The organism is Myxococcus sp. CA051A, assembly GCF_013336705.1.
Lineage (GTDB): Bacteria > Myxococcota > Myxococcia > Myxococcales > Myxococcaceae > Myxococcus > Myxococcus llanfairpwllgwyngyllgogerychwyrndrobwllllantysiliogogogochensis.
In genome coordinates this window covers 546,111-557,774 of sequence record NZ_JABUMS010000003.1, presented here as the reverse complement: position 1 = coordinate 557,774, position 11,664 = coordinate 546,111, and the positions used below count along the sequence as shown (strand labels likewise).

The window sequence follows — 11,664 nt, the reverse complement described above, 5'->3', positions numbered from 1 at the left end:
CGTGAAGGCGTTCTCGCGCGGAAAAAACGGCGCGTCCATTTCACGGCCGCGTCACCCGAAAACTTGCGCGACCTGTAGCACTCGCGTGGAAGGCGGAACGCGCGGGAGGCCGAATTCTCGGCCTCGGCGCTCACGGCACCAGAGGGCGCAGGGCGCGGCGGAACGCGGAGTGCCGGCGCCGGGCGTCGGCCTCGAACGGCACCGGGCCGAGCACGGGAACGCCATGCCGCGCCTCCAGCAGCGCGCGGTTGTCGCGCTCGGAAGTGTCCCGTTCCTGGGAAGAGCGCGACAGCAGCACGGCGCGCACCGGGATGCGGCGGGCCGCGAGCGCCTGGAGCGACAGCGCGGTGTGGTTGAGCGTCCCCAGCCCCGCGCGCGCCACCAGCAACACGGGCAGGCGCAGGGTCTGGATGAGGTCGATGACGTCGTGGCGGGAGTCCAGGGGGACGAAGAGGCCGCCGGCCCCCTCCACCACCGCCGGCCCGTGCTTCAGGCGCGCCCAGGCGGCCAGGGTGACGTTCCAGTCCGGCTCCCGGCCCAGGCGAGCGGCGGCCACGCCCGGCGCCACGGGGGCGCGGAAGCGGTGCGGACAGAGGACGTCCAGGGGCAGCGTGCTCCTCGCCGCTTCGCGCAGGGACAGCGCATCCGCCGGAGCCCGAAGGGAGGCGCACCCGCTCTCGTAGGGCTTGAAGCCCTCGGGGGAGAGGCCCGCGTCGACCAGCAGGGACAGCAGGGCCCGCGACGTCTGCGTCTTGCCGACGCCCGTGTCGGTACCCGTGACGAAAATCTGGAACGGCTTGGACATGACGTGCTCACCAGGTCATGGGAAGAAGGATGCGCGGGCCCATCCATCGGCGCCGCGACCTCGGGGTGTCGCGAGAACGAGCCGCCCCGAGGGCCGAGCCCTTCGCCGGGGCAACTTCCGTGAGAGGCGTGGGAGTCGAGCGTGCATCGCAGGCCCGTGAGGGCCTACTCCTCTCCACGCTGGTGCACTCCCACGCCGCGCAGGGACTCCAGCGCCAGGTCCACGTGGCCCAGCGTGTGCGCCGCCGACAGGCAGAAGCGCAACCGGCTCGTGCCTTCGGGAACCGTGGGCGGGCGGATGGCCTTCACCAGCACCCCCGCCTCGCGCAGCTTCCTCGCCGCCTCCAGCGCGCGCTCGGGCCCGCCGAGCACCACCGGGAACACCGCGCTGCGAGGCTCCGCGCGCAGGCCCATGGAACGCAGCCCGTCCGAGAAGCGCCGGATGTTGCGCCACAGCCGCTCGCGCAGCTCCGGGTCCTTCTCCACGGCCTCCACCGCCGCCTCCGCCGCGGCGCACATCGCCGCCGGCAGCGCGGTGGAATAGATGAACGGCCGCGCCCGGCTGATGAGCAGGTCCGCCACCACGCGCGACGTGGCCACGTACGCGCCCTGCCCTCCCAGCGCCTTGCTCAGCGTGCCCATGCGCAGGTCGACCTGGTCTTCCAGGCCCAGCTCCTCGCACAGCCCCGCGCCTCGCGCCCCCAGGACGCCCGTGGCGTGCGCCTCGTCCACCATCAACGCGGCCCCGTGCGCCCGGCACGCCGCGACAATCTCGCGCAGCGGCGCCACGTCCCCATCCATGGAGAACACCGTGTCGGTGACGACGAGCTTGCGCCGCGCGGGCGTCTCCTCCAGCGCCTTCGTCAGCGCCTCCACGTCCGCGTGCGGATAGACGACGACGCGGGCGCGCGACAGCCGGCAGCCATCCACCAGCGAGGCGTGGTTGAGCGCGTCGGAGAACACCGCGTCCCCCGGTCCCACCAGCGCGGGCAGGATGCCGGTGTTGGCCGCATAGCCGCTGTTGAAGAGCAGCACGGCCTCGGCCCGCTCGAAGGCCGCCAGCCGCGCCTCCAGCCGGTGATGCACGGCGGTGTCACCCACCACCAGCCGGCTGGCACCCGTGCCCAGCCCGTACCGCTCCACCGCGGCGATGGCGGCGGCCCGCACGGAGGCGGAGGCCGCCAGGCCCAGGTAGTCGTTCGACGAGAAGTTGACGAGCGTCTCGCCGCCGACCCGCACCACCGGGCCCTGCGGCGAATCCAGCGGCTCCAGGTAACGGCGCAGGCCACGAGCCTGGAGCGACGCCAGCTCCTCCCGGGCCCAACCGGACGCCGGCGCCGACGAGGCCCCGACGCCCTCCTGCTTCACGTCACTCACGAGCGCCGCCCTACCCCTCTTGCCGGGGCTCCAGGGGGCGGATGCCCGCCTTCTCCAAGAGCGCCATGTCCTGGGTGTACTGGGGGTTGCCGGTGGTGAGCAGCTTCTCGCCGAAGAACAGCGAGTTGGCGCCCGCCATCATGCACATGAGCTGCGCCTCCTCATTCATCTGCTGGCGGCCCGCGGACAGGCGCACCATGGACTGGGGCATCAGGATGCGGGCAGTGGCGATGGTGCGCACCATGTCCACCGTGTCCACGCGGGGCTGCTCGGCCAGGGGCGTGCCCTCCACGGCCACCAGCGCGTTGACGGGCACCGACTCCGGGTGGTGGTCCTGGTTGGCCAGCGTGCGCAGCAGGTTGCAGCGATCATCCACCGACTCGCCCAGGCCGATGATGCCGCCGCAGCACACGGAGATGCCCGCGTCGCGCACGCGGCCCAGCGTCCGCAGGCGATCATCGTAGAGCCGGGTGGAGATGATGTCGCCGTAGTGCTCGGGCGAGGTGTCCAGGTTGTGGTTGTACGCGGACAGGCCCGCTTCCTTCAGCCGCTTCGCCTGGTTGTCGGTGAGCATGCCCAGCGTGGCGCACGCCTCCATGCCCATGGCCCGCACGCCCTTCACCATCTCCAGCACGCTGTCGAACTGCGGGCCGTCCTTCACCTCGCGCCACGCGGCCCCCATGCAGAAGCGGGTGGCCCCGGCCGAGCGCGCCTTCTTCGCGGCGTCCAGCACCTCCGGCACCGCCATCAACTTCTCCGCCTTCACGCCCGTCTTGTAGCGGGCCGCCTGGGGGCAGTACGCGCAGTCCTCCGAGCAGCCGCCCGTCTTGATGGAGAGGAGCGAACACAGCTGCACCTTGTTGTCCGTGAACACGGCGCGGTGGACCGTCTGCGCGCGGTGCACCAGGTCCAACAGGGGCATGGCGTAGATGGCGCGAACCTCGGCCAGCTCCCAGTCATGGCGCACGGCGACGCCCTCGGGCGCGGGCGCGGCATGGTGGGCATGGCCGTGAAAGGACTCGCTGGAAGCGGCGGTGTCGGACATGGGCTCCTCGAAATCGTGAGGAGCGCGAAGCTGCGCGGGCGGCGGAAACTTGTCAACGCCTCAGCGCGGACAGGTTGACAACATCCCACCCGTCCCTCTGAAAAGACGACCGGCGCCCACGGGAGACCCGGAGCGCCGGCCGTGACCCTTCCCTAGACGGGAAGGGGTGCGTCAGACATGGACGCGACGCCGACCGGCCAGTCCCACCAGGAACAGGACGGCGATGGCACCCAGCACGGAGAACAGCAGACCGGACGGGTGCAGGTCGAAGATGCGGCCGTCACTGCGGAACAGCGAGCCGATGAAGCCGCCCACGAAGGAGCCGACGATGCCCAGCAGCGTGGTGGCCACCAGCCCCATGGACTGATTCCCCGGCATCAGGGCGCGAGCAAGAAGACCAGCGAGAAGGCCAATGACCAGGAAAGCGATAATCCCCATGACGGACCTCACTATGAGTGGTGAAGGGGGCGCACGGAGCGGCGCCCACCTGGCTTGTGATTGAGCCAGCGCGTCTCCGCGCCGCCCGTGGGAATGAAGCTGGGTCGCCCCTCCCTTTCGTACAACTCGCTGGCATGGGGATTGACATCGCGCCTGCCTGCTCACCAATCGTGCCTGCTCGACAGCCCGCCGGAACGTCAGGGTTCCGAGATACACACACAACCCATGGCGAAGGCGAAGACGCACTACACCTGCCAGGCTTGCGGGTACCAGACGGCGAAGTGGCTGGGGAAGTGCCCGGACTGCGGCGCGTGGAGCTCGTTGCTGGAAGAGGCCGGGGCGAAGCAGGACGAGAAGCGCCCGGCGTGGGGCGCCTCGGGCGGCGCGGCGAAGCCCATGCTGCTCAAGGAAGTCAGCGGCGAGACGGAGGTGCGCCGTCGCACGGGCATCGCGGAGTTCGACCGCGTGCTGGGCGGGGGCGTGGTGAGCGGCTCCGTCGTGCTGCTGGGCGGAGACCCGGGCATCGGCAAGTCCACGCTGCTGCTCGCCGCGCTGGACAGGCTGGCCCGCCATGGCCCCGTGCTCTACGTGTCCGGTGAGGAGAGCCTGCGCCAGACGAAGATGCGGGCGGAGCGGCTGCGCGTGGAGGGAGACGCCATCCACCTGTTCGCGGAGACGGACGCGGAGCGGGTGCTCGCGGCCACCGAGTCGCTCAAGCCGCAGGCGCTCGTCGTGGACTCCATCCAGACGATGTACCTGCCGGAGCTGGGCAACGCGCCGGGCAGCATCACCCAGGTGCGCGAGGTCGCCGGCCGGCTGATGGCCTACGCCAAGCGCACGGGGGTGCCCACCTTCATCGTGGGCCACGTGACGAAGGAGGGCTCCATCGCCGGCCCCCGCGTGCTGGAGCACATGGTGGACACCGTCCTGTACTTCGAGGGCGAGCGCGGCCACCCCTTCCGAATCTTGCGCGCGCACAAGAACCGCTTCGGCTCCACCAACGAGATTGGCGTCTTCGAGATGAAGGGCGCGGGCCTGGTGGAAGTCTCGGACCCCTCCGCCCTCTTCCTGTCCGAGCGCCCCGTGGGCAAGTCCGGCAGCGTCGTCACCAGCACGCTCAACGGCACCCGTCCCCTGCTGGTGGAGGTGCAGGCGTTGGTGGCGCCCACCGGCTACGGCACGGCGCGGCGCACCGCCATCGGCGTGGACGGCAACCGCGTGGCGCTGCTCGCCGCGGTGCTGGAGAAGAAGGAGGAGATTCCGCTGGTGGGCTGCGACCTCTTCGTCAACGTGGCGGGCGGCATGCAGCTCAACGAGCCCGCGTGTGATTTGGCCGTCTGCGCGGCGCTGGTGAGCAGCCTCCAGAACCGGCCCATGGACCCGCACACGCTGGTGCTGGGGGAGGTGGGCCTCGCGGGCGAGGTGCGCGCGGTGGGGCAGATGGAACCCCGGCTCGTGGAGGCCGCGAAGATGGGCTTCCAGCGCGTGGTGATGCCCGCGGGCAGCGCCCGGCGCATGGAGGGCACGAAGCTGAAGGTGGTGGGCGTGGAGACGCTGGGCGACGCGCTGCGCGCGATGTTCGACTGAAGGCCCCTACTTCTTGCCGACCACCGTGAAGGGCACAGGCTCCGGGCGCGCGTCGTAGCTGCCGCGCGACGCCTGGATTTCCGCGCGGTGCTGGACGGCCCACTGGCCCAGCACCGTGACGGGCTCGAGCAGCGTCCGGCCGAGCGGCGTCAGCGCGTACTCCACCCGGGGAGGCACCGTCGGATGGACGGTGCGGGTGACGAGCCCGTCGCGCTCCAGGCCGCGCACGGTGAGCGTCAGCATCCGCTGGGAGATGCCCTCGATGGCCCGCTTCAAGTCGCTGAAGCGCAGGGGCCCCTCTCCCAGGCTCCCCACCACCTGGACGCTCCACTTGTCGCCCACCCGGGTGAGCACATCCCGGACGGCCAGGCAGGACTCCGACGCTGGATCAGGCCTCGCGGAGGGCTCCAAAGACTTCACGGACCCTGGTGACATGGATGTGCCTCCTTGTGGAGAAATGCGCGGACCGTTACTGGTTCGCCGGTTACCTGTTGTAACCGACGCACCTTTCGGAACCCACTTCCCTTTCAGGGAGTCCCCCATGACGACCGCCGCCTCCTCCACCGCAGTGTCCACCCCCTCCAAGCCCTGGGCTCTCTGGCTGGGTCGCGCCTTCTCGGCGCTCACCGTCGCCGGGCTCGGCTTCAGCGCCGTGATGAAGGTGAGCCAGTCGCCCGACGTCATCAAGGGCTTCGAGCACTTCGGCTATCCCGCGTCGGTGATTGTCACCATCGGGGTGGTCGAGCTCCTGGTCGCGCTGCTCTACGCGGTACCCCAGACGGCGGTGCTCGGCGCCATCCTCGTCACCGGCTACCTGGGCGGCGCGACGGCGACGCACGTGCGCGTGGCGGACCCGTTCATCGCGCCCATCATCCTGGGCGTCCTCGCCTGGGCGGGCCTGTTCCTGCGGGACGCGCGCCTGAGGGCGCTGCTGCCCCTGCGCCGCACCCCCTGAAGCACGCCCCCTCCCGCGCCCCTTCCAGCTTCGAAGGGGCGCGAGGCTCGGGCAGTCACGCGCGAACTACCAGTTGACGACGAAGGTGCAGGAAGCCCCGCCCTTCTGCCGACAGCCGTGCGCCGGGTCATGCGTCACCGTGGCGTTGGGCATGAAGCGCTGGGCCATGCCCTTGACCAGCCCCTGGTCGAACCGACACGGATAGGGATTGCCACACACCACATAGCCCTCGTTCTTCCCGGCGATGGCGGTGTAGGCGTAGTGGCCAATGCCCTCCAGCATCTCCCCCGTGGCGGGGTTGAACATGTCCTTGCCGTTCTTCCGGTGGTTCATGTGGAAGGCCACGTCGATGGAGGCCAGGGCCTTGTGGATGTCCGTGATGTCCGCCGGGAACACGGCGTTCTTCGGAATCATCGACCCGACCTTCTCCAGGCCGCGCCCGCCCAGCAGGGTGTCGATCTTCTTGTACGCCAGCAGGTAGTCCTCCAGCGGGTACCAGGCACTGGGGTCGAGCGCGCGCTCCCCCCCGGCGCCGCGCGCCTGGACCTTCATCACGTCCAGCAGGGCATTCACCAGCACGGAGAAGGATTGGATGGCCTCGACGATGGAAACGACGCTCAGGCCCGTGACGGTGATGCCGGGCTCATAGGAAGCTTGTGACATGTTGAGAGGTTCCTGAAGAGGGTTCGGCCTTACCGACCGTTGGACTCGAAGGCACGGTGGGCGGTGTGGTTGCGCAGATACATGAAGCACTCCTTCAACCCATCCCGCAGGCTGCCGAGCGTCTTCACATCACGCAGGTCCACGCCAATCTGGGTCAGCGTCTGCGCGATGACGGGGCTGATGCCCGTGACGACGCAGTAGGTGCCGAGCAGGCGGGCGGCGTTGACCATCTTCACGAAGTGGTTCGCGGTGGAGGTGTCCACCACCTCCACGCCCGTGATGTCGATGATGGCGCACCGGGCCTTGCCCTGGGAGATGCGGTGCAGGAGCCGCTCGGTCATCTCCAGCGAGCGCTGGGTGTCCACCACGCCGACGATGGGGAGCGTCAGCACGTCCTCCCACAGCTCGATGATGGGCGTGGACAGGTCTCGGATGGCCAGTCGCTGCCGCTCGATGGTGGAGAGCTTCTCCTCCAGCTCACGCCGCGCGACGTCGAGCTTCCGGATGGACTGCTCGTTCTCGTGCACGGACGCGTGGAGCTGGCGCGCGAAGAGGTTGATGGTTTCCTCGAACGAGGAGAACGCATCGTCGTTCTCCAGCGGGATGAGGTGCTGGTCCGGGTTGAACTCCCCGAGCGAAATCATCGCCAGCACGTCTCGGATGCGCTCGAGGCGCTCGAGGTTGACTTCGACGACCTGGGACTGCGGTTGCGACTGATTCATGGGGCGAGGAGGCCCGGACCGTGTGTCAGGGAGAACAGCGTGAACGGCCCGATACCGGAGCTTTTCGAAAGGATATGCCCAAATCCTCACATGGCTTCAAATGGGTGGAGGCAGACCCGGATGAAACACCGAATTCACCGCCTACACCGCTCGAAGCCGGATACTCCTGCAAACATCGCCAACCCTGGGGCGGCGGGCAATTCCTCATCAATCCAGACATGAACCCTGGCAATCAACCGAGCGCTCGCACCCCAATCTCATATCAACCGTGCCGGAAGCGACATCCGGACGCGCTCGTGGGCTCGCGGGCACCTTCGCGTCACACGATTGAGGAGCAGTCGACGCTTGCGGCGGGAGTCCCGTCCACGGGCTGACGCGACGCCTCGCGCGCTGACGCGGCGATGACCTGCCGTGACTAGGACAGGGGCATGGCGTCCATCGACCCACCCGAGACCCGCACCCTCCTGGCGGACGTGAAGCCCCGGCTGCGAGGCGTGTCCCATGCCCTGGCCTTCCTGGCCGCGCTGTGGGGCTGCTTCGTGCTCGCCATCGCCCCCGCCCAGGGCACGCAGCAACTGGCCGATGGGGTCTTCGGCTTCTCCCTGGTCCTGATGTTCGGCACCAGCGCGGCCTATCACCTGCCCACCTGGAGCCCTGTCGCGTACCAGCGCCTGCGGCGGATGGACCACGCGGCCATCTACCTGCTCATCGCGGGGACCTTCACCCCGCTGGCCACGCTTGATGCCCCGGGCGCCTGGACGGAATACCTGCTCGGGGTGATGTGGGCCTGCGCGCTCACGGGCGCGGGGCTCTCGCTGCTGGGCATCTCCGGGCCGCGCGGCGTCCGCTCGGTGCTCTACACCCTCCTGGGCGCCATGGCGGCCCCGGTGATGCTGCGGCTGCCCGGCGTGATTGGCGCCGAGCGGGCCTCGTGGCTCCTCTTCGGCGGCGGCCTCTACGCCGTGGGCGCCGTCGTCTACGCGCGCAAGTGGCCGGACCCCAGCCCCGCCGTCTTCGGCTACCACGAGGTGTTCCACATCCTGGTCATCGCCGGAGCCAGCACGCACTACGCCGTGCTCGTCGACTTCCTCTGGAACCGCTGAAAACGTCGCGCGTCCGCGACCGGGGCGCCCCACTTCGTCAGCCCGCAAGCACCCTACGTGCGACTCGTCGGCCAGACACAGCAACCCCATTGACAGGTTACGAACTTCGAGCGTGCTTCCGCGCCCGTTCCATATAACTTGTCAATGTGGTTTCGAACTTCACCGAGGTCCCCATGGCCGCCAGGCATCGCCCCACTCCCGCGCATCCCCCTGTTCCGAAGGGAGAGCTGAGGGACGGGTTCAAGTTCCGCTCGGGGCGGCTGTCGTTGGACCTGCCGGCCACCCTGGCCGGGCGACTCCAGGACGTGCCGAGGGACTTGCTCCAGGCGCCGGCGGACCTGGGACGGTGGCTGGTGGCCGCGGGACTGGCCACTCAGATGCAGGAGCCCTCGGCGGAAGAGCTGACGCAGGCGCGAGAACTGCGCGAGGCCATCTACCGGCTGGGCATGGCGCGCGCGCGGGGCGAGAGCTTCTCCGCCAGGGACCGCGCCATCCTCAATCGATGGGCCGCAGAGCCGCCTCCGGCGCCGCAGTTGGGGCCTCGGGGCCTGCTGTGGACGGGCGCGGGCGTGAGGGGACAGCTCGCGGCGGTGGCGCGCGACGCCGCGGAGCTGCTGGGAGGCCCGTTCGCGGAGCGCATCCGCAACTGCTCGCAGGAGGGCTGTGCCCTGCTCTTCGTCGACACCTCTCGCTCCGGTCAGCGGCGCTGGTGTTCCATGGCGGGCTGTGGAAACAAGGCCAAGGTGGCGGAGTTCCGTCGGCGCCAGCGCGCGGACACCCGTTAGGTCGCCCGAGCCAGCGCCAGGAGCCTGCGGGCCTGGGCCTCCAGCGCGGCACGCATCTCCTCGGGCTGCTGGACGTGAAAGGCGAAGGGCAGCCGCGACAGCTCGCGGGCGAACCAGTCCAGGTCTTCGGTCTGTCCGAGCAGCCGCACGCCGCCTCCGTCCATCGGCTCCAGCACGCCCAGCGTGGCGAAGATGGCGCGCCGCGCGGTCGCCAGGTCCGTGTCGAGCCGCACCTCCACCGCGTGCGCGCGCGGCAGGCTGGCCACCGCGAGCGTCACATGCGCCAGCGCATCGAAGCCGTCGGGCCGCTCGAAGCTCATGTCGAGCGACTGCACGGCGCGCACGCGGTCCAACCGGAACGTGCGCAGCCCCTGGCGCAGGTGGCAGACGCCCACCGCGTACCAGCGTCCGCCGCGCCAGACGAGGCCATAGGTGTCGAACTCGCGTTCGGTGTCCTCGTCCCGTGCGGCGCGGTAGGACAGGCGCACGCGCTGCCGCTGCTGCGCCGCGGCGCTGAGCGCGACGAGCGCGGTGTTGTCCAGCGTCGCCCGTGAGCCGGAGATGTCGAGCGTCACCGACTCGTCCACCGCCCTCACCCGCCGCTTGAGCGGCGCGGGCATCACCCGCTCCAGCTTCGCCTGGGCGCTGGCCACCGCGGGTGCCGCTTCCGACAGTCCCATGCCCCGTGCGGCCAGCAGGCCCACGGACAGCGCCAGGACTTCGTCATCGGTGAACATCATGGGCGGCAGCTTGAAACCCGCCACCAGCATGTAGGCGCCGTCGCGTCCGCGCTCGGCGGTGATGGGGATGCCCAGTTCCTCCAGCTTCAGGATGTAGCGACGCACCGTGCGCCGGTCCACCTCCAGCCGCCGCGCCAGCTCCGAGCCGCTCATCCGCCCATGCGTCTGCAACAGCTCGAGCACGGTGAGCACACGCGTGGTGGGACGGGACATGGGGCGCGAACCTAATGCCCAGGGCGCCCGAAGTCCGACGAAGCCCGCTCGCATTCACTCCAGGTGAATTAAAACCAGAAGGGCCCCGGGTCGGCGTCCCACACTCGTCGTGAGGGGACTTCGCACACACCCCCGTCACCGACCGGGAGGACCGATGCATCGGAGCCCGCCCTAACGGGCCGGGCTCTGGGAGCAGCGACAACGGGCCGGGCTCCGGTAGCAGCGACAACAGGCCGTGCGCTGGGAGCAGCGACGACGGGCTGGGCTCCGGGAGCAACCACAACGGGCGCTGGGAGCAGCGACGACGGGCTGGGCTCCGGGAGCAACCACAACGGGCGCTGGGAGCAGCGACGACGGGCTGGGCTCTGGGAGCAGCGACAACGGGCCGGGCTCTGGGAGCAGCCACTCCGGCTAGGCGTCACCCCGATTCGCGGCACCGCTGGACCGAGCAGGGACGGACTTCGGCTTCACGCTGGAGCCCTGTCCGAATCAGGACCGATTCCGCCCTACATGCCCCGTACGGTGCCATTCATGGCCTCGCCCCCCTCCGGGCGCGCTGGCGCTGACGGAAAGGCTCGCGGAATCCGATGACGCAGACCTCGCACCTGTGGCTGTTCTTCGTGTTGGTGTTTGGCATCGTCATCCTCCCGGGGCTGGACATGGCGTTCGTCCTGGCCAGCTCCCTGGTGGGAGGCCGCCGCGCGGGGCTGTCCGCGGTGGGAGGCATCATCGCCGGGGCCGCGTGCCACGTCCTGGTCGGCGCGACAGGCGTCGCCGTGCTGCTCACCGTCATGCCCGCCGCGTTCAATGCCCTCTTGTGGGTGGGCGCGCTGTACGTGGCCTGGATGGGCCTGTCGCTCGTGCGCAGCCCGGCCGCGTTCTCCGCGTCGTCACAGTCGGGGCAGCGCTCGGCGGCGGCGACGTTCCGTCAGGGAGCCCTCACCAACCTGCTCAACCCGAAGGCGTACGTCTTCATGCTCGCCGTCTTCCCGCAGTTCCTGCGGCCGGAATATGGGCCCATCTGGCTCCAGGCCCTGGCGCTCGGCGCCATCATCGCGCTCACTCAAGCCGCGGTGTATGGCGCCGTCGCGCTCGCCGCGGACCGCGCACGCGGCTGGCTGGAGTCACGTCCCTCCGCCAGCGCGCGCGTCGGCCAAGCCGTGGGTGGCCTCATGATGCTCGCCGCCGTCGTCACCGCCATCGAAGGCTGGCGCAGCACCTGACACCGCCCA

13 protein-coding genes are annotated in these 11,664 nt (G+C 70.0%); 5 read left to right on the top strand and 8 right to left on the bottom strand.

Annotation, left to right across the window (positions count from 1 at the left end; all coding sequences use genetic code 11):
* Positions 1–130: 130 nt before the first annotated feature.
* The 4 genes from bioD to HUA74_RS12260 form a co-directional block, all read right to left on the bottom strand.
* Positions 131–805, bottom strand: a complete 675-nt coding sequence (gene bioD / locus HUA74_RS12275) for a dethiobiotin synthase (RefSeq protein ID WP_174454695.1) — start codon at positions 803–805, stop codon at positions 131–133.
* Between the two features lie 164 nt (positions 806–969).
* Positions 970–2,181 (bottom strand): 8-amino-7-oxononanoate synthase, encoded by a 1,212-nt coding sequence (gene bioF / locus HUA74_RS12270; protein WP_174454694.1) that lies wholly within the window; start codon positions 2,179–2,181, stop codon positions 970–972.
* 10 nt (positions 2,182–2,191) lie between these two features.
* Entirely contained in the window at positions 2,192–3,226 is a 1,035-nt protein-coding gene (gene bioB, locus HUA74_RS12265) for a biotin synthase BioB (RefSeq protein ID WP_174454693.1), read from the bottom strand.
* Positions 3,227–3,397: 171 nt separating this feature from the next.
* Positions 3,398–3,664, bottom strand: coding sequence for a GlsB/YeaQ/YmgE family stress response membrane protein (locus tag HUA74_RS12260; RefSeq protein ID WP_141647136.1), 267 nt, complete (start codon positions 3,662–3,664; stop codon positions 3,398–3,400).
* 225 nt (positions 3,665–3,889) lie between these two features.
* On the opposite strand from HUA74_RS12260, the gene radA reads away from it, so the two are divergent.
* Positions 3,890–5,251, top strand: a complete 1,362-nt coding sequence (gene radA / locus HUA74_RS12255) for a DNA repair protein RadA (protein ID WP_174454692.1) — start codon at positions 3,890–3,892, stop codon at positions 5,249–5,251.
* A gap of 6 nt (positions 5,252–5,257) precedes the next feature.
* Here radA and HUA74_RS12250 read toward each other — a convergent pair whose 3' ends face one another.
* Entirely contained in the window at positions 5,258–5,686 is a 429-nt protein-coding gene (locus HUA74_RS12250; RefSeq protein WP_174454691.1) for a helix-turn-helix domain-containing protein, read from the bottom strand.
* Between the two features lie 106 nt (positions 5,687–5,792).
* Here HUA74_RS12250 and HUA74_RS12245 point away from each other — a divergent pair, with 106 nt between their 5' ends.
* A complete protein-coding gene (locus HUA74_RS12245; protein WP_174454690.1) occupies positions 5,793–6,206 on the top strand; it encodes a DoxX family protein in 414 nt (137 codons plus the stop codon).
* 66 nt (positions 6,207–6,272) lie between these two features.
* Here HUA74_RS12245 and HUA74_RS12240 read toward each other — a convergent pair whose 3' ends face one another.
* Positions 6,273–6,869 (bottom strand): hypothetical protein, encoded by a 597-nt coding sequence (locus HUA74_RS12240; RefSeq protein ID WP_174454689.1) that lies wholly within the window; start codon positions 6,867–6,869, stop codon positions 6,273–6,275.
* Between the two features lie 29 nt (positions 6,870–6,898).
* Positions 6,899–7,591 (bottom strand): STAS domain-containing protein, encoded by a 693-nt coding sequence (locus HUA74_RS12235; protein WP_141647141.1) that lies wholly within the window; start codon positions 7,589–7,591, stop codon positions 6,899–6,901.
* A 428-nt stretch (positions 7,592–8,019) separates the two neighbouring features.
* Between HUA74_RS12235 and HUA74_RS12230 the strand changes: the two genes are divergently transcribed.
* Both HUA74_RS12230 and HUA74_RS12225 read left to right on the top strand, forming a co-directional pair.
* Positions 8,020–8,694, top strand: a complete 675-nt coding sequence (locus HUA74_RS12230) for a hemolysin III family protein (protein WP_174454688.1) — start codon at positions 8,020–8,022, stop codon at positions 8,692–8,694.
* 173 nt (positions 8,695–8,867) lie between these two features.
* Positions 8,868–9,479 (top strand): ABATE domain-containing protein, encoded by a 612-nt coding sequence (locus HUA74_RS12225; RefSeq protein ID WP_141647143.1) that lies wholly within the window; start codon positions 8,868–8,870, stop codon positions 9,477–9,479.
* On the opposite strand, the gene HUA74_RS12220 is transcribed toward HUA74_RS12225, so the two are convergent.
* Entirely contained in the window at positions 9,476–10,432 is a 957-nt protein-coding gene (locus HUA74_RS12220; protein ID WP_141647144.1) for a YafY family protein, read from the bottom strand. The two genes, HUA74_RS12225 and HUA74_RS12220, sit on opposite strands and share 4 nt — an antisense overlap.
* A gap of 587 nt (positions 10,433–11,019) precedes the next feature.
* Between HUA74_RS12220 and HUA74_RS12215 the strand changes: the two genes are divergently transcribed.
* Positions 11,020–11,655 carry a LysE family translocator gene (locus tag HUA74_RS12215; protein WP_141648468.1) on the top strand — a complete coding sequence of 212 codons (636 nt, stop codon included), beginning with the start codon at positions 11,020–11,022 and terminating at the stop codon, positions 11,653–11,655.
* The last annotated feature ends 9 nt before the right edge of the window (positions 11,656–11,664 follow it).

Coding starts and splice junctions, on each gene's coding strand:
- bioD (WP_174454695.1), bottom strand. CDS start 805: ATGTCCAAGCCGTTCCAGATTTTCGTCACGGGTACCGACACGGGCGTC.
- bioB (WP_174454693.1), bottom strand. CDS start 3,226: ATGTCCGACACCGCCGCTTCCAGCGAGTCCTTTCACGGCCATGCCCAC.
- HUA74_RS12260 (WP_141647136.1), bottom strand. CDS start 3,664: ATGGGGATTATCGCTTTCCTGGTCATTGGCCTTCTCGCTGGTCTTCTT.
- radA (WP_174454692.1), top strand. CDS start 3,890: ATGGCGAAGGCGAAGACGCACTACACCTGCCAGGCTTGCGGGTACCAG.
- HUA74_RS12250 (WP_174454691.1), bottom strand. CDS start 5,686: ATGTCACCAGGGTCCGTGAAGTCTTTGGAGCCCTCCGCGAGGCCTGAT.
- HUA74_RS12245 (WP_174454690.1), top strand. CDS start 5,793: ATGACGACCGCCGCCTCCTCCACCGCAGTGTCCACCCCCTCCAAGCCC.
- HUA74_RS12240 (WP_174454689.1), bottom strand. CDS start 6,869: ATGTCACAAGCTTCCTATGAGCCCGGCATCACCGTCACGGGCCTGAGC.
- HUA74_RS12235 (WP_141647141.1), bottom strand. CDS start 7,591: ATGAATCAGTCGCAACCGCAGTCCCAGGTCGTCGAAGTCAACCTCGAG.
- HUA74_RS12230 (WP_174454688.1), top strand. CDS start 8,020: ATGGCGTCCATCGACCCACCCGAGACCCGCACCCTCCTGGCGGACGTG.
- HUA74_RS12225 (WP_141647143.1), top strand. CDS start 8,868: ATGGCCGCCAGGCATCGCCCCACTCCCGCGCATCCCCCTGTTCCGAAG.
- HUA74_RS12220 (WP_141647144.1), bottom strand. CDS start 10,432: ATGTCCCGTCCCACCACGCGTGTGCTCACCGTGCTCGAGCTGTTGCAG.
- HUA74_RS12215 (WP_141648468.1), top strand. CDS start 11,020: ATGACGCAGACCTCGCACCTGTGGCTGTTCTTCGTGTTGGTGTTTGGC.